Source organism: Streptomyces sp. Qhu_M48, assembly GCF_051305195.1.
In the GTDB taxonomy this organism is placed as follows: Bacteria; Actinomycetota; Actinomycetes; order Streptomycetales; family Streptomycetaceae; genus Streptomyces.
In genome coordinates, this window is the sequence record NZ_CP195432.1 from 6,228,744 (window position 1) to 6,250,870 (window position 22,127).

The window sequence follows — 22,127 nt, forward strand, 5'->3', positions numbered from 1 at the left end:
CGATGTTTCCGACCGGTGACGAAGGGGTGGGGCGTGTTACGCGACCGTGAACGGCCGTGTCGCGGCGAGGTGACGTCCGTACCCTGCGCAGCCCTCGCACAGCAGGAAAACCGGCCCCGCCGGGCGTCCGTGTGACCTTGCGGCGGGGGAGCCGAGTCGGGCAGTACGGGACGTCCGGCGCGGCCGGGGTCGGGGGGCCTCGCGGGGGGCCGGGGGGGGTCAGACCGCTTCGGCGGCCTCGGGCAGCAGCTGGGTGAGGCGGTCGGTGAGCTGGACGACCTCGGCGACGTCGCCGAAGCCGCGGGCGGCGTGGTCGACGGTCTTGCGGAGCCGGGTGTTGACCCGCTCGGAGCGGATGCTCCTGGCGACCCCGAGGGCCTTCTCGGCGAGGACGACGGACTGCTCGGGCTCGCGCTTGAGGAGGTGCACGGTGGCCATGCCGATGAGGTTGAGCGCGTACGACCGCTGGTGGTCGGGGTCCTTCTCGAAGAGGGCGACGGCCCGCTCCATGACGGGCTCGGCGAGCGAGGCGTAGGTCGGGGAGCGCCCGGCGACGTAGGCGAGGTCGCGGTAGGAGTGGGAGTTCTCGCCGTTGAGTTCGGCCTCGGAGAAGAAGCCGATCCAGTCGGGCTCGGGCTCGCCGTCGAGGCCGGCGTCGGAGAAGGTGTCCTCGGCCATCCGGACGGCCCGCTTGCACTTGGAGGGCTGGCCCATGTTGGCGTAGGCGCGGGCTTCCATCGCATACAGCATGGCCTGGGTGCGCGAGGTGGCGCAGTCCCGGCTTCCGTACTGGGCGAGGTGGATGAGTTCGAGGGCGTCGTCGGGCCGGCCGAGGTGGATCATCTGGCGGCTCATGGAGGACAGGATGTACGAGCCGAGGGGCTTGTCGCCGGCTTCCTTGGCGGCGTGCAGGGCGAGGACGAAGTACTTCTGTGCGGTGGGCTGGAGGCCCACGTCGTAGCTCATCCAGCCGGCGAGTTCGGCGAGTTCGGCGGCGCAGGTGAAGAGGCGCTTGGCGGTGGCGGCGGGCTGGGGCTCCTGGAGGAGGTCGGTGACCTCGTGGAGCTGGCCGACGACGGCCTTGCGGCGGAGTCCGCCGCCGCACTGGGCGTCCCACTTGCGGAACATGGCGGTGGTGGATTCGAGGAGGTCGAGTTCGAGCTCGGAGAGCCGGTTGGGGCGGCGGGCGTCGGCGAGGGGGTCGGGGCGTTCGATGTCGCCGACGGGGGTGGGGACGAGCCAGCGCTGCATCGGTTCGATGAGGGCGGGTCCGGCGGCGAGCGACAGGGACGAGCCGAGGAAGCCGCGGCGGGCGAGCATGAGGTCGCTGCGGGAGAACTCGCTGAGCAGGGCGACGGTCTGGGGTCCGGCCCAGGGCAGGTCGACGCCGGAGACGGACGGCGACTGGTGGGCGGTGCGCAGGCCGAGGTCCTCGACGGCGACGACGGAGCCGAAGCGCTCGGAGAACAGCTCGGAGAGGATGCGCGGGATGGGCTCGCGGGGCTGTTCTCCGTCGAGCCAGCGGCGTACGCGCGAGGTGTCGGTGGAGATGTGGTGCGCGCCCATCTGGCGGGCCCGGCGGTTCACCTGCCGCGCGAGTTCGCCCTTGGACCAGCCGCTGCGCACGAACCACGAGCCCAGCTGCTCGTTCGGGCGCTTGCCGGCAGTCGTACCGTCTGCGCCGTTGCCGCCCACTGGAACGCCCCCATCCACCTGATTGCCTGTCTGCTGTGCGAACCCCTATCAGAATGCCGTGTCTTGCGGCACCCGTCCGGCGTTCGCGCTCCTTCGAACTGGAAACCGGGTTGCCTCCGGCATACCCACGCGTGTGCGCCACCCCGGGGTTCGAGTACCGAAAGTAATCCCACGATCACGTCTCCACGAGGGCGATTCAAGAAACGCCACCATTCGCCACCCCTTCGAATGAACTCGCCTGCCATGGAACGCGATTCACTTGACATGCGACGAACCGGAGTCGGCGGACGGATGCGCGGAGAGGCGCGCGCACCGGCCCGCGCCACCCCTCGCACGACCGCGCACCAGAAGCACGCGGCGGAGCGTGACGAAGGGTGACGACGGTGCTCCGGGTCGTAACCACCGGCGCGCTCGACCCGTTGGAGGGGACATGGGTTTCACGATCGGCGGCATTCGTGAGATGCGGTCCGGCGTACGCCGCCGCGTACGCACGACGGAGTGCACAGCGGTGGCCGAGTACACGGGGCTGTGGGGCTGGGACGTGACCCCCGGGGCGCGGGCCGTCTCGGGCCAGTGCTCCTGCGGGGATCCGGCGTGTGCCGCCCCGGGCGCGCATCCGCTCTCCTTCGCGGAACCGGTCCCGGCGGGCGCCGGGCTGGACGACGCCACGAAGGCGTGGTCCCGGTATCCGGGGGCGGCGCTGCTGCTGCCGGTGGGCAGGGCCTTCGACGTGATCGAGGTCGCGGAGGCCGCGGGCCGCCGGGCGCTCGTCCGTCTGGAGCGCATGGGGCTGCCGCTGGGCCCGGTGTGCGCGACGCCGACCGGGCGGGCGTGGTTCTTCGTGGCGCCGGGTGCGGCGGCCGAGCTGCCGCAGCTGCTGTACCGGATGGGCTGGGACGACGCCGACCTGGATCTGCACTGTCTGGGGCCCGGCAGTCACATCACCGCTCCCCCGTCGGACCTGGGCGGGCTCGGGCCGGTGCGCTGGCTGCGGCCCCCGAGGCTCGACACGGCGGGCGCGCCGCCGCAGGCGCGGCTGCTGCTCGGCACCCTGGCGTACATCTGCCACCGGACGCGTCTCTGATCCGCCTCGGGGTTCCGGTACGCGGAAGGGCCCTCGCCATGTGAGGCGAGGGCCCTTCCCGTGTGCCGTGCGCGGTGTCAGTCGCCGATCAGGGCGTCGACGAAGGCGCCCGGCTCGAAGGGGGCCAGGTCGTCCGGGCCCTCGCCCAGGCCGATCAGCTTGACCGGGACGCCCAGCTCGCGCTGGACGGCGACGACGATGCCGCCCTTGGCGGTGCCGTCGAGCTTGGTCAGGACGATGCCGGTGATGTCGACGACCTCGGCGAAGACGCGGGCCTGGGTCAGGCCGTTCTGGCCGGTGGTGGCGTCGAGGACGAGGAGGATCTCGTCGAGGGGGCCGTGCTTCTCGACGACGCGCTTGACCTTGCCGAGCTCGTCCATGAGGCCGGTCTTGGTGTGGAGGCGGCCGGCGGTGTCGATGAGGACGACGTCGGCGCCCTCGGCGATGCCCTCCTTGACCGCGTCGAAGGCGATCGACGCCGGGTCGCCGCCCTCCGGGCCGCGGACGGTGCGGGCGCCGACGCGCTCGCCCCAGGTCTGGAGCTGGTCGGCGGCGGCGGCGCGGAAGGTGTCGGCGGCGCCGAGGACGACGGACTTGCCGTCGGCCACGAGGACGCGGGCCAGCTTGCCGGTGGTGGTGGTCTTTCCGGTGCCGTTGACGCCGACGACCATGACCACGCCCGGCACGTCGGTGGGGCTGTCGGTCTTCACCGTGCGGTCGAGGTCGGGGCCGAGGAGGGCGATCAGCTCCTCGCGGAGCAGACCGCGCAGTTCCTCCGGGGTGCGGGTGCCGAGCACGCGGACCCGCTCGCGCAGCCGCTCGACGAGCTCCTGGGTGGGGGCGACGCCGACGTCGGCCGTGAGAAGGGTCTCCTCGATCTCCTCCCAGGTGTCCTCGTCGAGGTGCTCGCGGGACAGGAGCGTGAGCAGCCCCTTGCCGAGCGAGTTCTGGGAGCGGGCGAGGCGGGCCCGGAGCCGTACGAGACGGCCGGCGGTCGGCTCCGGGACCTCGATCTCGGGGGCCGCGGGCTCGGCGACGACGGGGTCCTCGACGGCGACCGGCGTCCCGGTGGCCTCCTCGGCGGGGAGTTCGACCTCCTCGACCGTGCGGCGTGGTTCCTCCCGCGGCGTCTCCGCCTCCTCGCCGACGTGCGGTTCGGCGGGCGGAGCGGTGATGGTCGGCGTGGTGGACGGCGGCTCGGCCGGCGGCAGCTGCTTCTTCTTGCGGCCGCTGATCACGAGCCCGCTCGTCACGGCGACGGCGACGACCAGTGCGATGACTACAGCAAGGATGAGTTCCATAACCTGACCAGTATCGGCCAAGAAGCGACCGGAGAAGGAGCACGTACGCTGGGTGGGTTCCCCCCACATCTGTACGGAGTACCCCCATGCCCCACGACGCCTCCGAAGCCGCAGGCGCGACGCACGACGGCGCGATGGAGACCCGCGGTCTCGAACCCGTCCCCGACGCGGAGCGGACCGGCCGTGTCCGCGAGCTCTTCCCGACCTGGGTCGCCGCCAACATCAGTGTGCTGCTGCTCACGATGGGTGCCGGTCTGATCGTCTTCAACGGTCTGAACTTCTGGCAGGTCCTGATCGTGGCGATCGCCGCGCCCGTGCTGTCGTACGGGATCGTCGGTGTGATCTCGATCGCGGGCAAGCGGGGCGGTGCGCCGGGGATGGCGCTGTCGCGGGCCGTGTTCGGTCAGCGCGGAAACCTTTTTCCCGGGTCGTTGATCTGGGTGGCCCGGTGGGGCTGGGAGACCATCAACGCGGTCACCGGCGCCTACGCGGTGCTGACCGTGCTCGACCTGCTCTTCGGCGTGGAGTCGAGCACGCTCCTCATCGTGGTGACGCTGCTGCTCTTCGTGACCTGCACCTTCCTGGTGTCGGGGCTCGGGATCAACGCCCTGCGGGTGTGCAGCACGTGGTCCACGTACCTCTTCGGCGCCTTCTCGGTCCTCGTCCTGGTCTACCTGGTGGCGAACACCGAGTGGTCGGCGGTCTTCGACAAGCCGGCCGGTTCGACGGCGATGATGATCGCGGGCATCGGCACGATCGCGGCCGGCGGCATCAGCTGGGTCCCCTCGGGCCCCGACTTCACCCGCTACCTGCCCCGTACGGCCTCCTCGAAGGCGATGGTCGGCTCGACGGTCGGCGGCGCCGGGATCGTCGTCCTGCCGATGGTCCTGATGGGCGCGGTGATGGCGGTGTCGACCCCGGACCTGGCGTCGGCGCAGGACCCGGTCTCCTTCATCGGTGAGCTGCTGCCGATGTGGATCTCCGTGCCGTACCTGGTGATCGCCCTGCTGGGGATGCTGCTGATCAACTCGATGTCGATGTACTCGGCGGGGTTCACGGCGCAGACCCTCGGCATCAGGGTGTCGCGTGCGGCGGCGGTCAGCGTGAACGCGGTGATCAGTCTGGTCTTCGGCTTCCTGCTGATGGTGGTGGCGACCAGCTTCATCGGTTCGTTCATCTCGTTCCTGACGCTGCTCGCGGTGGCGTTCTCGGCCTGGATCGGCGTGTTCGGCGTGGACATGCTGCGGCGCCGGTCGTACGACGCGGTGGCGCTGATGGACACGGGCCGGACGAGCGCGTACTGGTACCGGGGCGGTTTCGCCTGGCAGGCGATGACGGCGTGGGCGGTGGCGCTGCTCGTGGGCCTGCTGTTCACGAAGGTCGACTGGTTCTCCGGTCCGCTCGCCTCCTCCTGGATCGGCGAGAACGGCCTGGGCTGGGCGGCGACGATCGTGGTGGCGGGCGTGCTGTACGCCGTGCTGCCGCGCTCGTCCGGGCCGGCTCCGGCGGAGTCCGCCGAGGCGCGCGAGACCGTTTCCATCTGACGCCGCGTCAGCTAAGGTCCCCCTTCGCCGGCATCCCACGCGCGGAGGGGGACTTCCCATGCCCTTCACAGTCGTACGGTTCAACCTCGTCGATCCCCGCGCGACCCCGGAGTCCCTCTCGGAGCGCTACCGGGCCGCCCTCGCCATGGCCGCGTACGCCGACGGGCACGGGGTCGACACCGTGCAGACCGAGGAGCACCACGGGGTCGCGAACAACTGGCTGCCCTCCCCCTTCGCCTTCGCGGGCGCGGTCTTCGGCGCCACGGAGCGGATCACGGTCACCGTCTCGGCGATCATCGGACCGCTGCACGACCCGCTGCGCCTCGCGGAGGACATAGCGGTCCTGGACCTGCTGAGCGGGGGCCGTCTGGTGACGGTCGCCGGGATCGGCTACCGGCCGGAGGAGTACGAGGAGCGCGGGGTCGACTGGGGACGGCGCGGCAAGCTCCAGGACCTGCTCCTGGAGACCCTGCTGACGGCGTGGACCGGGGAGCCGTTCACGTACCGGGGCCGTACGGTACGGGTCACCCCGCGGCCCTTCACCCGGCCGCGTCCGCTGCTGCTGGTCGGGGGGTCCTCGCGGGCGGCGGCCCGGCGGGCGGCCCGGCTCGGGCTGCCGTTCTTCCCGAGCGCGCACCTGCCGGAGCTGGAGGCGTACTACCGGGAGAGGTGCGCGGAGTACGGCACGGAGGGCTGGACGATGATGCCGTCCGAGGTGACCCCGCTGCTGCACCTGTCGGAGGATCCGGACCGGACCTGGGCGGAGTACGGGGAGCACTTCCTGCACGAGGCGCGGACGTACGCCTCCTGGCAGTCGAAGGACATCCGCTCGGCGGTGCGGTCGGCGGCGACGACGGTGGCGGAGCTGCGCGCGGAGGGGGTCTACCGGGTCGTCACGCCGGAGGAGTGCCTGACGCTCTGTCTGGAGAGCCTCGTGCTGCATCCGCTGTGCGGCGGGATGCCGGTGGAGGAGGGGTGGCGGAGCGTGCGGCTGTTCTGCGACGGGGTGCTGCCCCGGCTGCCGGAGCGGGGGTGACGGCGAACCGCCCCGGTCCGGGGCTAGGGGCCTCGGACCGGGGCGGTCTCCGTGGGTGAGGAGAGGGGCAGCGGGGGTTAGCCCATCTCCTCCAACGCCTTGCCCTTGGTCTCCTTGACGTACCTGAGCACGAAGGGGATCGAGAGCACGGCGAAGACCGTGTAGATGATGTAGGTGCCGGAGAGGTTCCAGTCCGCGAGGGACGGGAAGCTCGCGGTGATGGCCCAGTTGGCGATCCACTGCGCGGAGGCGGCGACGCCGAGGGCGGCGGCGCGGATCCGGTTGGGGAACATCTCGCCGAGGAAGACCCAGACCACCACGCCCCACGAGAGGGCGAAGAAGAGCACGAAGACATGGGCGGCGACGAGCGCCACGACGCCCTGGGTCTCGGGCAGTTTGCCGTCGACGAGGTCGGCGGAGAAGGCCCAGGCCTCGACGGCGAGGGCGATCGCCATGCCGACGGAGCCGACGAGGGCGAGCGGCTTGCGGCCGACGCGGTCGACCAGGACCATCGCGATCACGGTGCCGATGATGTTGATGATCGACGTGGTGAACGAGTAGAGGAACGAGCTCGACGGGTCGATGCCGACGGACTGCCAGAGGGTCGCGGAGTAGTAGAACGCGACGTTGATGCCGACGAGCTGCTGGAAGACCGAGAGCCCGATGCCGACCCAGACGATGGGCAGCAGCTTGAAGCGGGAGCCGATGACGAGCAGGTCCTTGAAGGTGGACTTGTGCTCGCGGCGCATGGCCCGGTCGATCTCGGCGACGCGGTGGTCGAGGTCGACGCCCTCGCCCTCGACCTCGGCGAGGACCTCCTTGGCCCGTTCGGTCTTCCCTACGGAGATGAGGAAGCGGGGGGACTCGGGGATGGCGAAGGAGAGCATGCCGTAGAGGAGCGCGGGCACGACCATCACGCCCAGCATCCACTGCCAGGCCTCCAGGCCGCCGATCTCGCCGCGCTGGTCGCCGTCGGCGAGCTGGAGGATGCCGTAGTTGACCAGCTGGGAGATGGCGATGCCGATGACGATCGCGGCCTGCTGGAAGGAGCCGAGGCGGCCGCGGTAGGCGGCGGGGGCGACCTCGGCGATGTAGGCGGGGCCGATGACGGAGGCCATGCCGATGGCGAAGCCACCGATGACCCGCCAGAAGGCCAGGTCCCAGAGGGCGAAGGGCAGCGCCGAGCCGACGGCGCTGACGGCGAAGAGCACCGCGGAGATCTGCATGCAGCGGATGCGGCCGATGCGGTCGGCGATCCGGCCGGCGGTGGCGGCGCCGATGGCGCAGCCGATCAGCGCGATGGCGATGACCTGGGCGAGGGTGCCGGAGCCGATGTCGTAGCGGTCGCGGATCGCCTCGACGGCGCCGTTGATGACGGAACTGTCGTAGCCGAAGAGGAAGCCGCCCATCGCGGCGGAGGCCGTGATGAAGATGACGTGGCCGAGGTGGTCGGGGTGAGCCGCCCTGCCTTCGGACGGCGGCGGCGTGGGCGCCTGCGTGCTGGTCACATGGACTCCTGGAGGCTCCGGCTGCGTCGCCGGAACGGTGGGGGGCAAGCCCTTCCAGTGGCGCACAACTTCACGCCGCCCACCACGTGAAGGTAAAAGCAACGTTGCAGAGACTATGCCTTCAAGTTTCTAAGTCAAGAGGCGATGTCGTGTGACTTAATAAGCACTTCCCCACCCCTTGAGTTCAATACTTGAACGACGTCAGGGCGAGATCGCCGAGCGGCCCGGTCAGCGGAGCCGTTGGCTGATGACTTTGGATACCCCGTCGCCCTGCATGGAAACGCCGTACAGCGCGTCCGCGACCTCCATCGTCCGCTTCTGGTGGGTGATCACGATGAGCTGCGAGGACTCCTGGAGCTCGCGCATGATCCGGATCAGCCGCTGGAGGTTGGTGTCGTCGAGCGCCGCCTCGACTTCGTCCATCACGTAGAACGGGCTGGGCCGCGCCTTGAAGATCGAGACGAGCAGCGCCACGGCCGTGAGCGAGCGCTCGCCGCCGGAGAGCAGCGAGAGACGCTTGACCTTCTTGCCCGGCGGGCGGGCCTCGACCTCGACGCCGGTGGTGAGCATGTTGTCGGGGTCGGTGAGGATCAGCCGGCCCTCGCCGCCCGGGAAGAGCCGCGAGAAGACGCCCTCGAACTCACGGGCCGTGTCCCGGTACGCCTCGGTGAAGACCTGCTCGACCCGCAGGTCGACCTCCTTCACGACCTGAAGCAGGTCGGTGCGGGTCTTCCTCAGGTCCTCCAGCTGCTCGGAGAGGAAGCGGTGCCGGTCCTCCAGGGCGGCGAACTCCTCAAGAGCCAGCGGATTGACCTTGCCGAGCTGGTGGTACGCCCGCTCGGCGGCCCTGAGCCGCTTCTCCTGCTCCGAACGGATGAAGGGGCGCGGTTCGTCGTCCCCCGCGTCCTCCCCTTCGGCGGCGGGCGGGGGCGGCACCAGCTGCTCCGGGCCGTACTCGGCGACCAGGGAGGTCGCCTCCACGCCGAACTCCTCCAGCGCCTTCGCCTCCAGCTGCTCGATCCGCAGCCGCTTCTCGGCGCCCAGCACCTCGCCCCGGTGGACGGAGTCGGTCAGCTTGTCGAGCTCGGCCTTGAGGTCACGGCCCCGGGTCCGGGCCGCCGTCAGGCCCGCCTCCCGGTCGGCCCGCGCCGCCTGGGCCGCCGCCCGCTCCCGCTCGGCGCGGACCAGGGAGACCTCGACATGGGCGAGGAGGGTCCGGGCGCCGGCGGCGACCGCGCCCGCGACCCGCTCCTCGTGGCGCAGCCGGGCCCGGCGCTGCTCGGCACGCGCGCGTGCCTCCCGTTCGGCGCGGGCGGCCCGGTCGAGCGAGTCGGCACGGCCGGCGAGCCCCTTGACGCGCTCCTCGTGGGTACGGACCTGGAGCCGCGCCTCCATCTCGGTCTGGCGGGCGTTGGAACCGTCGATCGCGAGCCGGTCGCGGGTCGCGGTGCCGGGCTCCTCGTCGCCGCCGTCCCCGAAGGCGGCGGCCTCCTGGGCCACGAGCAGTCGTTCGGCGAGCTCCTCCGCCTCGGCGGTGGCCCGCTCCAGGGCCTCCTGGGCGCGGGCGGCGGCCGCGGCGGCCCGCTCGGCCTCGCCCGCGGCTCCCCTGGCCTGCCCGGCGAGCCGGCCGAGCTCCTTGGCGACGGCGGACCGCTCGCGCTCGGCGGTACGGCGGTGGGTGTCGAGTTCCTCGACGAGCGCGGTGGCGGTACGGCGCCGCTCACCGGCCTCCTGCTGGGCCCTGGCCAACTCCTCGCAGCGTACGGCCAGTTCGTCGAGCTCCGCGGCGGCCTCGGCGACCGACGCCTGGACTTCGAGGAGACTCGGCGCCCCGGCGGAGCCGCCCTGCGCGAAGTGCGCCCCGAGGAGGTCTCCCTCGGCGGTGACGGCGGTGAGCGCGGGCCGGGCCCTGACCAGGTCGGCGGCCTCGTCCAGGTCTCCGACGACGACGATCCCGGCGAGCAGCCGGCGGACGGCGGAGAGGAGTTCGTCGGGTCCGCGCACCAGGTCGGCGGCGTACGGGTGTCCCTCGGCCGCCGGAGCGGGGGCCGGTTCCGGGGCTCCGGTCAGGATCAGGGAGGCACGGCCCGCGTCCTGCTTGCGCAGCAGGCGGAGGGCCTCGGCCGCGGCGGAGGGTCCGGTGGCGGCGACCGCGTCGGCGGCGGCGCCGAGGGCGGCGGCGACGGGGATCTCGTACCCCGGGGTGACGGTGAGGAGTTCGGCGGCCGGGCCGAGGAGTCCGCCGAGTCCGGCGGTGAGCAGGGCGCCCGTGCCGTCCTTGCGGCGCAGCCCGAGGGCGAGGGTGTCGTGCCGGGCCTGGGTGGCGGCGCGGCGGCGTTCGGCGGTGGCGGCGGCCTCCCGGGCGGCGCCGAGCGCGGCCTCCGCCTCGGCGCGTGCGCGGCGGGCGGCCTCGTACCGCTCGCCCTGTGCGGTGTCCGCCGCGTCGAGGCCGTCCACCTCCGCCGTGAGCTGCTCGTACTCCTCCCGCGCGATGAGCGCCCGCTCCCCCGCCTCGTCGCGGGCGGTGGCGAGCCGGTCGATCTCGGCCTGGGCGGAGGAGGCGCGCGAGCGGGCCGCGTTGACCTGGCCGTGGAGGCGGGCGAGGCCCTCGCGCCGGTCGGCGAGGGCGCGGGCGAGGTCCTTGAGCCGGCGTTCCTCGGCCGCGAGCGCCTGTTCGAGTTCGGCGCGGTGGGTGACGGTGTCCTCCAGGGCGCGCTCGGCCGCCTCCAGGGCGGCTTCGAGTTCGGCCTCCTGTTCGCGGACGCGGGCGGCCTCGCGCTCCAGGTCCTCCGGGTCGCGGCCCCGGCGTTCCTCGGCGGGTGCGGCGGTGGCGCTCTTCACGCGCGCGTCGGCGAGGGAGACCGTGCCGCGGACGCGCTCGGCGAGCTGGGAGAGGCCGTACCAGTTCTGCTGGGCGCGCTCCAGGCGGGGCACGAGGGCGCGGGCCTCGGCTTCGAGCGTTGCCTCGCGGGCGAGGGCGGCGCGGAGCTCGGTCTCGGTGGCCTCCTTGCGGGCGAGCAGGGCCGCTTCGTCGGCGACCTCGGCGGTGAGCGCGCGCTGGAGCCGGACGAGGTCGTCGGCGAGGAGGCGGAGCCGGGCGTCGCGGAGGTCGGCCTGGATGACGACGGCGCGGCGGGCGACGGCCGCCTGCCGCCCGAGGGGTTTGAGCCGGCGGCGGAGTTCGTCGGTGAGGTCCTGCACGCGCGCGAGGTTGGCCTGCATAGCGTCCAGCTTCCGCAGCGCCTTCTCCTTGCGCTTGCGGTGCTTGAGGACGCCGGCGGCCTCCTCGATGAAGGCGCGGCGGCCCATCGGGTCGGCGTGCAGCACGGAGTCGAGCTGTCCCTGTCCGACGATGACGTGCATCTCGCGTCCGATGCCGGAGTCGGAGAGCAGGTCCTGGAAGTCGAGCAGCCGGCAGGTGTCGCCGTTGATCTGGTACTCGCTGCTTCCGCCGCGGAACATGATGCGGGTGAGGGTGACCTCGGCGTAGTCGATGGGCAGCGCGCCGTCGGAGTTGTCGATGGTGAGGGAGACCTCGGCGCGGCCGAGGGGCGGGCGCCCGGTCGTGCCGGCGAAGATGACGTCCTCCATCTTGCCGCCGCGCAGCGACTTGGCGCCCTGCTCGCCCATGACCCAGGACAAGGCGTCCACGACGTTGGACTTGCCCGATCCGTTGGGGCCCACCACGCAGGTGATTCCCGGCTCGAACCGCAGAGTGGTCGCCGAGGCGAACGACTTGAACCCGCGGAGGGTCAGGGCCTTGAGGTGCACCCCGGGGACTCTACCGGGGCCCGTGCGTTTCACCCGTGAACGCGTAGGGCAGATCCTCCGGTGAGGAGGGGTGGGCCGAGGGGGAAACAACGGGTGAAAGAGAGAAGGGACGCCGAAGCGCCCCTTGCAATGTCCGGCTGAGCCGGCACGGGTGTTCCCACCTGGCCCCTCGGGGCTGGGCTGTCAGGTGAGCGCAGGCTCCGCCTGGGGCACGTCGAGGTCGATGCTGTTCAGCAGCGACTCTCCCTGGTGGTGAGCGGCGGCAGCGGCGAGCGAGTCGTTCTCGGACTGAATCCGTACCAGCTCGGATTCGAGGTCCTGGACGCGCTGCTGAAGCCGTCGCATCTCGGCGAGGAGTCGCGGGTCGGAGCCGCCGACGTAACCGAGAAGCGCCTTTGCCATGATGGATGGTCCTCCACAATGAGTGACCGACCGAAGCGGTTGGGTCGTGAGGGATTTCGCACCCGCGGTGCTCGGCAGTACTTGCTTGTCGTGCCGGTTCCACTGCCGAACAGCTAAGGTGCGCGGGGATTCCAGAGTCTCACCAAAAAGTTTGACGGTCAACACGATCACGCCCCGTTTGAGAGGGCGACCGAGGAGTCCACAGCCGCTCGAAGGGCGGCAGGGCCTCGCTGACTCGGTGCCTCGGGGCGTCGCGATCATCCTTACCGGGCAGCCTTCCATGACGGGCGCTCCTTGGCAACCACCAGGAGGTTTCCTCGTCACGCCCCTGTTACCGCGCGTCCGCCGGGCACCCTCCGAGGGTCACCGGGGACGGTGTCGGAGCGTGATCGTCAGCGGATGGCGAAGCCGTCGTATCCGCCGCGTGGGGTGGCCCAGATCTCAGTGACGCCGTCCACACGCCCGGGTGTGTCGTCGGAGTGGAGCCAGGCGAGCAGACGGTGGCAATTCTCACGCGCCCCTTCGGCCACCACCTGTACCCGGCCGTCGTCGAGGTTGAGGGCGAAGCCCACGAGGCCGCCGATCTCCAAAGCGTTTGCCCTGGTGAACCAGCGGAAGCCCACTCCCTGTACACGGCCGCGCACCCAGGCGGTCATCCGCACGTCGTCGCTCATGCCTGCACGCTAGCGGGCGGATTGCCTGATGAGCACATCGCCCCGACTTCTCATGGACTACAGTCCCGACCGAACACGCCTCACCCGTTCGGGCCCGCGCTGTTCGACTGGCGGTCCGAAACGGTACCGACAGCAAAGATCAGCAAAGGCCAGCAGAACCAGCAGAGGAAGGCAGAGCAGATGGGACGCCACCGTCGCGCCGGAGCCGCACCCGCCACGGAAGAGTACGCGGCCGGTTCGGACCGCCGGCATGCGGGGGCCCGCCGCAAGCGGCGCTCCACCCCCGTGCGCACCGGACTGCTCGGCGCCTCCGCGGCCGTCGCGATGGGCGCCGTCGCCGTCGCCTCGGGCCTGCTGCCCGGCGGGGACACCTTCACGGTCGGCAGCGCCGGCACGAGCGAGCGACCGAGCCAGTCCCGGCAGGCCCCGGAGCTGACGACACAGGGCGGGGCCACCCAGACGCCGACCGGCGACCCGGGCTTCACGGGCGGTACGCGGACCGGGGCGAGCGCGGGCACGGACGGCGGAAAGGCGGCCTCGCCGTCGGCCACCCCGTCCACGAAGCCGAGCCCGAAGGCCACGCCGAAGCCGAAGCCCACCCCGTCGAGGGCGAAGGCGGCGAGCACCGCGCCGACGAAGCCGAGGATCACGGTCGCGCCCTCCACGAAGGCCCCCGCGCCGAAGCCGAAGCCGAAGCCGGTTCCCACCACCGAGGCGCCGGCCGAGACGGCCTCGGCCCCCTCCACCGCCGACCGCGGCGAGGCCGCCGAGACGGAGGTCCTCCGTCTGGTCAACCTGGAGCGCGCCAAGGTGGGCTGCTCGCCGGTGAGCGAGGACGCCAAGCTCGCGGCGCTGGCCGGAGCGTTCAGCGCGGACATGGCGAACCGCGGCTTCTTCGACCACACCGACCCGGACGGGGCCACCCCGTGGGCGCGCGCGGAGAAGGCCGGCGTCTCGGGCCTGGGCGGCGAGAACATCGCGCGCGGCCAGGCGGACGCGGCGGCCGTGATGGAGTCCTGGATGACCAGCGACGGTCACCGCGCCAACATCCTGAACTGCGAGTTCACCACTCTGGGCGTCGGCGTGTACTTCGGTGACGGCGGCCCCTGGTGGACCCAGGACTTCGGCCGCTGAGCCGATCCCGGCGAGGGGTGCGGGGACGACCCGTGCCCCTGCATCCACTAACTCCCCAGCAGCGCCCCCGCTGCGGTAAGCGCTGTGCGGGAGTACGGTGGAGGCCATGACCGAGGACCTCGCCTACGACGTGTTCGCCCGGGCCTGCCCTTCGCGCGGGACCCTGGAGCACGTGACGGGCCGCTGGGGCAGCCTGACCCTGGGCGCCCTGCACGCCGGGACGTTCCGCTTCAACGAGCTGCGGCGCCGGGTCGACGGCGTGAGCGAGAAGATGCTGTCGCAGACCCTGCACGCGCTGGAGCGCGACGGCCTCGTCCATCGCGAGGCGCAGCCCACCAACCCGCCGCGGGTCGACTACCGGCTCACCCCGCTCGGCCGCGAGGTCGCGGAGCGGCTGATGGGCCTGATCGAGCTGGTGGAGGGCCGTATGCCGCAGGTCGAGGCGGCCCGGCGGAGCTACGACGCGGAGCGCACCGCTCCGGCCACCGCCTCACCGCCGGCTCCGGCCACCGCCTCACCGGCCACCGGCTGAGCGCTGTCCGCGGTCACCACCCGACCGCTGCCTCCGGTCACCCGCCGGACCGCTCCCCCGGTATGCGCGTCAGGCCGTGGCGCGCGGTGGGCGCTGGCAGCGCGGGCAGAAGTAGCTGGAGCGGTTCATCCACGCCCGGCGCCGCATCGGCGTACCGCAGCGGCGGCAGGGCTCGTCCTCGCGTCCGTACGCGTCGAGCGAGCGGTCGAAGTAGCCCGATTCGCCGTTGACGTTCACGTACAGGCTGTCGAAGCTGGTTCCGCCGACGTCGAGGGCCGCGTTCATGACGTCCCGGACGTGCCCGAGGAGTTCGGCGGAGCGCGGCCGGGTCAGGGTCGCGGTCGGCCGGTCGTAGTGCAGCCGGGACCGCCAGAGTGCCTCGTCGGCGTAGATGTTGCCGACGCCGCTGATCAGCGACTGGTCGAGGAGTGCCCGCTTGACGGTCGTACGGCGCAGCCGCAGCGCGCTCTGGAAGGCCGCGTCGTCGAACTCGGGGTCCAGCGGATCGCGGGCGATGTGCCCGATGACGTCCGGGAGGCCGTCGGGGGTCTGGTCGTGGAGCGAGAGCCCGCCGAAGGTGCGCTGGTCCACGAAGCGCAGCTCGGTGCCGGCGGCGCCCGTGGCGGAGTCGTCGGCGGACGGCGCGAAACGGATGCGGATCCGCAGGTGCTTCTCGTCGGCGGCGTCCTCCGGCTGGACGAGCAGCTGACCGCTCATGCCGAGGTGTCCGAGGACGGAGACGCCGGTCTCGGCCAGCGGAAGCCAGAGGTACTTGCCGCGTCGCCGCGCCACCTCGAACCGCTGCCCTTTCAGCCGGGCCGCGAAGTCGGCGCCACCCGCCGGGTGACGTCGCACGGCCCTCGGGTGCAGCACCTCGACCTCGGTCACGGTCCGCCCGGCGACCCAGCGCTCAAGACCCCGCCGTACGACCTCGACCTCGGGCAGCTCGGGCACGGGACTCCTCCGGACGGACGTCTTCGACAGCGCTTCAACCCTACCGGGGGCCGGTACGCGGAAAGACGAGAACCCCGCCCTGGGGCGGGGTTCTCGGGAAGCGGTGGGTGCGGGGCCGTCAGGCCGACGCCCCGTGGACGGTAGGAGAGGGGTCGGCGACCTCTCCCGTTCCCGCCTCGGCCGCGGCCTTCGCCGCCGCCGCGCGTTCGTCCGCGGCGGCGCGGATCTCGCGCCACGCGGACTCCGCCGCCTGCTGTTCCGCTTCCTTCTTGCTGCGGCCGGTGCCGGTGCCGTACGAGACACCACCGACGCGGGCGGCAGCAGTGAAGGTCTTCTCGTGGTCCGGGCCCTCTTCGGAGACGAGGTACTCCGGAACACCCAGACCCTCGGCCGCGGTGAGCTCCTGGAGACTGGTCTTCCAGTCCAGGCCCGCACCGAGGTTCGAGGACTTCTCGATCAGCGGGTCGAAGAGCCGGTGCACCAGCTCGGACGCCGCGTCGAGGCCCTGGTCGAGATAGACCGCGCCGATCACCGCTTCAAGGGTGTCGGCGAGGATGGACGCCTTGTCCCGGCCGCCCGTGCCCTCTTCGCCCCGGCCGAGCCGGATGAAGGAGCCGAGTTCGAGTCCGCGCCCGACCTCCGCCAACGCACGAGAGTTGACCACCGCGGCCCGCAGTTTGGCCAGCTGGCCTTCCGGCAGATCGGGGTGGGTCGTGTACAGCGTGTCCGTGACCACCAGGCCCAGCACGGAGTCCCCGAGGAACTCCAGCCGCTCGTTGGTGGGCAGACCGCCGTTCTCGTACGCGTACGAACGGTGGGTCAGCGCACGCACCAGAAGGGCGGACTCGAGCCGATAGCCGAGCCGCCCTTCCAGAAGCGTGTGGGACGAGGCATGGTCCGTCTTGTCGTCCGTCTTGCGGGACTCAGACATTGCGCCTCTCACCAGCCCAATCAGACCGAGAGGACCTGGCGCTTGTTGTAGGTGCCGCAGCTCGGGCACGCGATGTGCTGCAGCTTCGGCTCCTGGCAACGCTCACACGAAACCAGGGTGGGGACCGCAGCCTTCCACTGCGACCGGCGGTGGCGCGTGTTGCTGCGCGACATCTTCCGCTTCGGAACAGCCACGGCTACTTCTCCTGCTTCTCGGCGGCGCTTCGGACGTCCCCGTCAGAGGCTTTGCCGCTCATGTTGTCCTTCTCATCGGTTCCCAGCGAACCGGCGAGTCCCTGCAGTGCCGCCCAACGAATGTCGACGGCGTCGTGGTGGTGGTCCGGGTTCTCGTTCAGGCTGGTTCCACACTCGGAACACAGGCCCGCACAGTCCTCCCGGCACACCGGCTGCATCGGCAGTGCGAGCACCACCGCATCACGCAGCACGGGTTCGAGGTCGAACATGCCGTCCTCGAGGGGGATCATGTCCTCGTCTGCCTCGGCTTCGTCGTCCGCGGCCGCCTTGGAGCGGCCCCGGTCGTCGGAGTCGGGGTACGAGAACATCTCCTGGAAGTCCACGTCGAGCGCCAGCTCGACGGGCTCCAGACACCTTACGCACTCCCCCTCGGCCGATGCACGGGCGGTGCCTGTGACAAGCACCCCTTCCATGACCGACTCAAGACGGAGATCGATTTCCACCGGAGAGCCCTCGGGCACTCCGATCACTCCTTCGACGCCCAGGTCCCGGGGGGCCTCGATCGAGCGGGAGATCCGCTGGAGGGCACCAGGACGCCGCCCCAGCTCGTGCGTGTCGAACACGAGGGGGTTGCGGTGGTCGAGGCGCGTGCTCAGGGCTCTTCCTGCTTTCGAATCGTTCTGCGTCGTGGGGTGGCCGCCAGACGTGGGCAGCAAGGATCGCGGAGATACGCGCGACCGAAGAGCCAGGATACTGGACGCTTCGCCCAGGGCCCAATCCGGGCCCCGGCGTCCCTACTGTCCCTGTTCGTACTGCCCCTGTTCGTACCGGCGGAGCTGCTCCAGGTCGATCATGCTCGTGTCGAAGAAGCTGGTCTCGTCGAGCGCGGCGGCCTGCTGCGGCTGGTGGACGGGCTGCTGGTACGCGTACGGGTCCTGCTGCTGGTAGCCGTACGGGTCGGCCTGCTGCGGCTGCTGGTAGGCGGCGTACGGGTCGGGCTGCTGCTGGACCTGCTGGTAGGCCGCGTACGGATCGGCCTGCTGCGGCTGCTGGTAGGCCGCGTACGCGTCGGGCTGGGGCTGCGGCGCCTGCTGGGCCGGGATCTGGGCCGGCTCGGGGTCGGAGAGCTCCGCGAGCCCGGCCAGGTAGTCGGAGTCGCTGGTGTGCACGGTGCCGCCGAGACCGTCCTGGGCGGCCATGTGCTCACCCAGGGCGTCGCTGGCGATCCGGCCGTGCAGCTTCTGCCGGCCCCGCCCGACGGCCTCCAGGGTCTTGCTGAGCACCGCCTCGAAGGCGCCGAGCTTGGCGTCGACGTACTCGTCGGCCCGGTGGATCAGGGTCTGCGGGTCGGCGCTGTACTCGGGGGCGTCCTCGTCCGGGTAGCCGTCCTGGTCGAGGCCCGGACCGCGGCCGAGGAGCTTCTCGCGGCCCCGGTCGACCGAGCCGATCGTCTTGTTGAGGACGACCTCGAAGTTGGCGAGCTTGGAGTCGACGTAGTCGTCGGCCTCGGCGCGGACCTCCTCGGCCTCGCGGCGGGCCTCGGAGAGGATGCGGTCGGCTTCCTCCTGCGACTGCCGGGCGACCTGGGTGTCGGAGACGATCGAGCCGCGCTCGGCGTGGGCGGCCTCGATGATCCGCTCGGCCTCCTGGCGGGCCTGCTCGACCATGTGCTCGCGGCCGCCGATCAGCTCCTGGGCCTGGGCGAGGGAGCCGGGCAGGGCCTCCCGTACCTCTTCGAGCAGGGAGAGCAGCTCGGCGCGGTTGACCACGCAGGATGCCGACATGGGCATGGAGCGGGCGCCCTGCACGGTCGCGACGATCTCGTCGAGCTTCTTCTGCACGTCCACCGGGTGTTCGCCACTCTCTACAGCTGGATGGAGACGGACGGGACGACTGTAAGGGCAGTCGGCGCCCGTCCGACACCGGATGACGGAGCGTCAGCCGAGGTGGCCGCGCGTCACTTCCGCGCCAGGCGCTCGGCCAGCCGGCCGAGGACCAGCGGCGGGACCAGGTGGGAGACGTCTCCGCCCCAGGCGGCCACCTCCTTGACCAGCGAGGAGGAGAGGAAGCTGTACGTCGGGTTGGTGGGGACGAAGAGGGTCTCCACGCCCGACAGGCCGATGTTCATCTGGGCCATCTGCAGCTCGTAGTCGAAGTCGCTGACCGCGCGCAGCCCCTTGACGATGGCGGGGATGTCGCGCTGCTTGCAGAAGTCGACGAGCAGCCCGTGGAAGGACTCCACCTCGACGTTGCCGAAGTCGGCGGTCACCTCGCGGATCAGCTCGATCCGTTCGTCGACGGTGAAGAGGCCCTTCTTCGACTGGTTGATCATCACCGCGACGTGTACGACGTCGTACAGCTTGGAGGCGCGGGCGATGATGTCGAGGTGTCCGTTGGTGATGGGGTCGAATGACCCCGGACAGACGGCGCGGCGCAACGTGGGTCCCTCGCTCTCCGGTCCGGTCATCGTGCGTCTTCGCACGTAGAGGCGGCGCGACCGTACCAAAACGTTCCCTCACCGTAACGACGGGCCCTCATGGGCTCGAAACCGTCCGGCCAGCCGAACTCCCCGCCTCGGGTGCTGCGCTCCACGGTGACGAGGGCATCGTCCGCGAGCCAGCCCCCCGAGCGGAGTGTGAGGAGGATCTCTCGAAGATCCTCGTCGGAGACGGCGTACGGCGGGTCGAGAAAGAGCAGGTCGTACGGGTCGGAGGGCGCCGGTCCCGTCACGATCTGCTCCGCTTTGCCGGTCCGGAGTTCGGCCCCGGGCAGGCCCAGAGTCCGGATGTTGTCCCGGATCGTCTTCGCGGCGCGCGGTTCGGCCTCCACGAGGAGGGCGTGGGCGGCGCCCCGGGAGAGCGCTTCGAGGCCCACGGCGCCGGAGCCCGCGTACAGGTCGGCGACCCGGGCCCCGTCGAGGGTGCCGAGGAACGCCTCCCAGGTGGAGAAGAGCCCCTCGCGCGCCCGGTCGGAGGTGGGGCGGGTGCCGTTGCCGGGCGGCACGGCCAGGCGGCGCCCGCCGGCCGTACCGGCGATCACGCGGGTCATCGGTGTCCTCGTCCTGCGTCGTCCAGTGCGTACGTCTCAGGATATGACCGCGGTCCGCGCCGTGCGGTCAGCCCTTCTCCAGGTACTCCTCCCGGTCCTTGTCGAGCAGGGCGTCGAGCGCGGTGCGCAGCCCGGGGTGGGCGGTGAGGTCCGGGTCGGCGAGGACGAGGGCGGTGGCCTCCTCGCGGGCGGCGGTGATGACCTCCTCGTCGTCGATGACGGTGAGCACCCGGAGGGAGGAGCGGACACCGGACTGGGCCTGGCCGAGGACGTCGCCCTCGCGGCGCTGTTCGAGGTCGATGCGGGAGAGCTCGAAGCCGTCGAGGGTGGCGGCGACGGCGCCGAGGCGCTGGCGGGCCGGGGTGGCCTCGGGCATCTCGCTGACGAGGAGGCAGAGGCCTGGGGCGGAGCCGCGGCCGACACGGCCGCGGAGCTGGTGGAGCTGGGAGACGCCGAAGCGGTCCGCGTCCATGATCACCATGGCGGTGGCGTTGGGGACGTTGACGCCGACCTCGATGACGGTGGTGGCGACGAGGACGTCGAGCTCGCCCGCGGCGAAGCGGCGCATCACGTCGTCCTTGTCGTCGGGGTGCATCCGGCCGTGCAGGACGGCGATCCGCAGTCCGGCGAGGGGGCCGGCGCGGAGCTTCTCGGCGACGTCGAGGACGGCGAGCGGGGGGCGCTTCTCGGCCTCGTCCTCGGCGGAGCCCCTGGACTTCTTCTTCTGGTCCTCCTCGTCGCCGATGCGCGGGCAGACGACGTACGCCTGGTGGCCCTTCTCGACCTCCTCGCGGACCCGCTCCCAGGCGCGCGCCAGGAAGTGCGGCTTGTCGGCGGCGGGGACGACGTGGCTGGCGATCGGGGAGCGCCCGGCGGGGAGCTGGTCGAGGACCGAGGTCTCCAGGTCGCCGAAGACGGTCATGGCGACCGTGCGCGGGATGGGGGTGGCGGTCATCACCAGGAGGTGCGGCGGCTGCTTGCCCTTGCCGCGGAGGGCGTCGCGCTGCTCGACGCCGAAGCGGTGCTGCTCGTCGACGACGACCAGGCCCAGGTCGTGGAACTGGACCTTGTCCTCGATGAGCGCGTGGGTGCCGATGACGAGGCCCGCCTCCCCGGTGACCAGGTCGAGCAGGGCCTGGCGGCGGGCGGCGGCGCCCATGGACCCGGTGAGCAGGACGACCTTGGTGGCCCGCTCTGCCCCGCCGAGCATGCCTCCCTCGGCCAGCTCGCCCATCATCTCGGTGACGGAGCGGTGGTGCTGCTGGGCGAGGACCTCGGTGGGGGCGAGCATGGCGGCCTGTCCCCCGGTGTCGACGACGGCGAGCATGGCGCGCAGGGCGACCATCGTCTTTCCGCTGCCGACCTCGCCCTGGAGCAGCCGGTGCATGGGGTGGTCGGTGGCGAGGTCGTCGAAGATCTCCTTGGAGACCTTCTTCTGGCCGTCGGTGAGGGTGAAGGGGAGCTTGGCGTCGAAGGCGTCGAGGATGCCGTCGGGGGCGGGCCGCCGTGCGACGGCGGGGAGTTGGGTGTCGGCGTGCCGGCGGCGGGCGAGGGCGACCTGGAGGACGAAGGCCTCGTCCCACTTGAGGCGTTCGCGCGCGGTGGCGATGTCGGCCTTGGTGCGGGGGCGGTGGATGAGCCGCAGGGCGTCGGGGAGTTCGGCGAGACCGCGGCCCTCGCGCAGGGCGTCCGGGAGCGGGTCGACGGCGTCGACGGCGCTGGGCAGGACGGCGTCGACCGCCTTGGCGATCTTCCAGGACTCCAGCTTGGTGGTGGCCGGGTAGATCGGGATGAGCGCCCCGGCCCAGGTGTCCACGCTCTCCTCGCCGTCGCCGCGGAGGAGTTCGTACGAGGGGTGGGCGAGCTGGAGGCGCCGGTTGAAGAGCGAGACCTTGCCGGCGAACATCGCCCGGGTGCCGGGCAGGAGGTCCTTGTGCGGCTTGTGCACGCCCTTGCCGAAGAAGACCAGCTGGAGGCGGCCGCTGCCGTCGGTGATGGTCACTTCGAGGCGCTGGCCGCGTCCCTTGGAGCCGTTGAAGGTGAGCACACGGGCGTCGGCGACCTGGGCGACCACCGTGACGTGCTCGTCGAGCGGCAGGTCGGCGAGGGTGGTCAGCTCCCCGCGCTCGGCGTACCGGCGGGGGTAGTGGTGGAGGAGGTCACCGACCGTGTGCAGGTCGAGTGCCTCGGCCATGACCTTGGCGGTGGCGGGGCCGAGGGACTTCTTGAGTGGTTCGTCGAGCGCGGGCACGCCGTCCATTGCACACCACGGGACCGACAGTCGTGCGGATGCCTGGGGACAACCGCCGTGGGCGGGGC

The 22,127-nt window shown here is 71.6% G+C and carries 19 protein-coding genes; 5 read left to right on the forward strand and 14 right to left on the reverse strand.

Translation table 11 applies throughout. The annotated features are described in order from the left end of the window. Positions 1-219: 219 nt before the first annotated feature. Complete coding sequence (nsdA, locus tag ACRRSS_RS27840) at positions 220-1,695, reverse strand: transcriptional repressor NsdA (RefSeq protein ID WP_435973824.1); 1,476 nt, start codon at positions 1,693-1,695, stop codon at positions 220-222. Positions 1,696-2,125: 430 nt separating this feature from the next. Between nsdA and ACRRSS_RS27845 the strand changes: the two genes are divergently transcribed. After that, positions 2,126-2,779 carry a bifunctional DNA primase/polymerase gene (locus tag ACRRSS_RS27845; protein WP_435973825.1) on the forward strand — a complete coding sequence of 218 codons (654 nt, stop codon included), beginning with the start codon at positions 2,126-2,128 and terminating at the stop codon, positions 2,777-2,779. 77 nt (positions 2,780-2,856) lie between these two features. Here ACRRSS_RS27845 and ftsY read toward each other — a convergent pair whose 3' ends face one another. Then, positions 2,857-4,080, reverse strand: coding sequence for a signal recognition particle-docking protein FtsY (gene ftsY / locus ACRRSS_RS27850; RefSeq protein WP_435973826.1), 1,224 nt, complete (start codon positions 4,078-4,080; stop codon positions 2,857-2,859). An 86-nt stretch (positions 4,081-4,166) separates the two neighbouring features. Here ftsY and ACRRSS_RS27855 point away from each other — a divergent pair, with 86 nt between their 5' ends. Together ACRRSS_RS27855 and ACRRSS_RS27860 are read left to right on the forward strand one after the other, a co-directional pair. Then, positions 4,167-5,624, forward strand: coding sequence for a cytosine permease (locus ACRRSS_RS27855; RefSeq protein WP_435973827.1), 1,458 nt, complete (start codon positions 4,167-4,169; stop codon positions 5,622-5,624). 58 nt (positions 5,625-5,682) lie between these two features. Further along, positions 5,683-6,660 carry an LLM class flavin-dependent oxidoreductase gene (locus ACRRSS_RS27860; protein ID WP_435973828.1) on the forward strand — a complete coding sequence of 326 codons (978 nt, stop codon included), beginning with the start codon at positions 5,683-5,685 and terminating at the stop codon, positions 6,658-6,660. Between the two features lie 77 nt (positions 6,661-6,737). Here ACRRSS_RS27860 and ACRRSS_RS27865 read toward each other — a convergent pair whose 3' ends face one another. The 4 genes from ACRRSS_RS27865 to ACRRSS_RS27880 all read right to left on the reverse strand — a co-directional run bounded on the left by ACRRSS_RS27865 (position 6,738) and on the right by ACRRSS_RS27880 (position 13,015). Continuing rightward, positions 6,738-8,168 carry a sugar porter family MFS transporter gene (locus tag ACRRSS_RS27865; protein WP_435973829.1) on the reverse strand — a complete coding sequence of 477 codons (1,431 nt, stop codon included), beginning with the start codon at positions 8,166-8,168 and terminating at the stop codon, positions 6,738-6,740. Between the two features lie 228 nt (positions 8,169-8,396). Beyond that, positions 8,397-11,939, reverse strand: coding sequence for a chromosome segregation protein SMC (gene smc / locus ACRRSS_RS27870; protein ID WP_435973830.1), 3,543 nt, complete (start codon positions 11,937-11,939; stop codon positions 8,397-8,399). Positions 11,940-12,122: 183 nt separating this feature from the next. Beyond that, the gene (locus ACRRSS_RS27875; protein ID WP_030206333.1) at positions 12,123-12,341 is read right to left on the reverse strand and encodes a hypothetical protein; all 219 of its coding nucleotides are present in this window, start codon (positions 12,339-12,341) and stop codon (positions 12,123-12,125) included. Between the two features lie 392 nt (positions 12,342-12,733). Then, positions 12,734-13,015: an acylphosphatase gene (locus ACRRSS_RS27880; protein WP_327164421.1), complete on the reverse strand. Its 282-nt coding sequence runs from the start codon at positions 13,013-13,015 to the stop codon at positions 12,734-12,736. Between the two features lie 180 nt (positions 13,016-13,195). Here ACRRSS_RS27880 and ACRRSS_RS27885 point away from each other — a divergent pair, with 180 nt between their 5' ends. Next, entirely contained in the window at positions 13,196-14,149 is a 954-nt protein-coding gene (locus tag ACRRSS_RS27885; RefSeq protein ID WP_435973831.1) for a CAP domain-containing protein, read from the forward strand. Positions 14,150-14,255: 106 nt separating this feature from the next. Beyond that, complete coding sequence (locus ACRRSS_RS27890; protein WP_435973832.1) at positions 14,256-14,681, forward strand: winged helix-turn-helix transcriptional regulator; 426 nt, start codon at positions 14,256-14,258, stop codon at positions 14,679-14,681. Between the two features lie 69 nt (positions 14,682-14,750). Here the strand turns inward: ACRRSS_RS27890 and mutM are convergent, their stop codons facing one another. The 8 genes from mutM to recG form a co-directional block, all read right to left on the reverse strand. Then, on the reverse strand, positions 14,751-15,635 hold the full coding sequence (gene mutM / locus ACRRSS_RS27895; RefSeq protein WP_435973833.1) for a bifunctional DNA-formamidopyrimidine glycosylase/DNA-(apurinic or apyrimidinic site) lyase: 885 nt from the start codon (positions 15,633-15,635) through the stop codon (positions 14,751-14,753). A gap of 118 nt (positions 15,636-15,753) precedes the next feature. Continuing rightward, the gene (rnc, locus tag ACRRSS_RS27900; protein ID WP_435973834.1) at positions 15,754-16,566 is read right to left on the reverse strand and encodes a ribonuclease III; all 813 of its coding nucleotides are present in this window, start codon (positions 16,564-16,566) and stop codon (positions 15,754-15,756) included. Positions 16,567-16,586: 20 nt separating this feature from the next. After that, positions 16,587-16,760, reverse strand: a complete 174-nt coding sequence (rpmF, locus tag ACRRSS_RS27905; protein ID WP_015036448.1) for a 50S ribosomal protein L32 — start codon at positions 16,758-16,760, stop codon at positions 16,587-16,589. A gap of 2 nt (positions 16,761-16,762) precedes the next feature. Beyond that, positions 16,763-17,416, reverse strand: a complete 654-nt coding sequence (locus tag ACRRSS_RS27910; RefSeq protein WP_351907402.1) for a YceD family protein — start codon at positions 17,414-17,416, stop codon at positions 16,763-16,765. A gap of 138 nt (positions 17,417-17,554) precedes the next feature. Beyond that, a complete protein-coding gene (locus ACRRSS_RS27915; RefSeq protein ID WP_435973835.1) occupies positions 17,555-18,607 on the reverse strand; it encodes a cell division initiation protein in 1,053 nt (350 codons plus the stop codon). Between the two features lie 110 nt (positions 18,608-18,717). Then, positions 18,718-19,197 carry a pantetheine-phosphate adenylyltransferase gene (coaD, locus tag ACRRSS_RS27920; RefSeq protein WP_435975445.1) on the reverse strand — a complete coding sequence of 160 codons (480 nt, stop codon included), beginning with the start codon at positions 19,195-19,197 and terminating at the stop codon, positions 18,718-18,720. A gap of 26 nt (positions 19,198-19,223) precedes the next feature. Beyond that, positions 19,224-19,808 (reverse strand): 16S rRNA (guanine(966)-N(2))-methyltransferase RsmD, encoded by a 585-nt coding sequence (rsmD, locus tag ACRRSS_RS27925; RefSeq protein ID WP_351907341.1) that lies wholly within the window; start codon positions 19,806-19,808, stop codon positions 19,224-19,226. A 67-nt stretch (positions 19,809-19,875) separates the two neighbouring features. Next, positions 19,876-22,068 (reverse strand): ATP-dependent DNA helicase RecG, encoded by a 2,193-nt coding sequence (gene recG, locus ACRRSS_RS27930; protein WP_435973836.1) that lies wholly within the window; start codon positions 22,066-22,068, stop codon positions 19,876-19,878. Positions 22,069-22,127: the final 59 nt, after the last annotated feature.

What these genes read in the sequence shown, in the direction of transcription:
- ACRRSS_RS27845 (WP_435973825.1), top strand. Translation starts at nt 2,126, where the DNA reads ATGGGTTTCACGATCGGCGGCATTCGTGAGATGCGGTCCGGCGTACGC.
- ftsY (WP_435973826.1), bottom strand. Translation starts at nt 4,080, where the DNA reads ATGGAACTCATCCTTGCTGTAGTCATCGCACTGGTCGTCGCCGTCGCC.
- ACRRSS_RS27855 (WP_435973827.1), top strand. Translation starts at nt 4,167, where the DNA reads ATGCCCCACGACGCCTCCGAAGCCGCAGGCGCGACGCACGACGGCGCG.
- ACRRSS_RS27860 (WP_435973828.1), top strand. Translation starts at nt 5,683, where the DNA reads ATGCCCTTCACAGTCGTACGGTTCAACCTCGTCGATCCCCGCGCGACC.
- ACRRSS_RS27875 (WP_030206333.1), bottom strand. Translation starts at nt 12,341, where the DNA reads ATGGCAAAGGCGCTTCTCGGTTACGTCGGCGGCTCCGACCCGCGACTC.
- ACRRSS_RS27880 (WP_327164421.1), bottom strand. Translation starts at nt 13,015, where the DNA reads ATGAGCGACGACGTGCGGATGACCGCCTGGGTGCGCGGCCGTGTACAG.
- ACRRSS_RS27885 (WP_435973831.1), top strand. Translation starts at nt 13,196, where the DNA reads ATGGGACGCCACCGTCGCGCCGGAGCCGCACCCGCCACGGAAGAGTAC.
- ACRRSS_RS27890 (WP_435973832.1), top strand. Translation starts at nt 14,256, where the DNA reads ATGACCGAGGACCTCGCCTACGACGTGTTCGCCCGGGCCTGCCCTTCG.
- rnc (WP_435973834.1), bottom strand. Translation starts at nt 16,566, where the DNA reads ATGTCTGAGTCCCGCAAGACGGACGACAAGACGGACCATGCCTCGTCC.
- rsmD (WP_351907341.1), bottom strand. Translation starts at nt 19,808, where the DNA reads ATGACCCGCGTGATCGCCGGTACGGCCGGCGGGCGCCGCCTGGCCGTG.
- recG (WP_435973836.1), bottom strand. Translation starts at nt 22,068, where the DNA reads ATGGACGGCGTGCCCGCGCTCGACGAACCACTCAAGAAGTCCCTCGGC.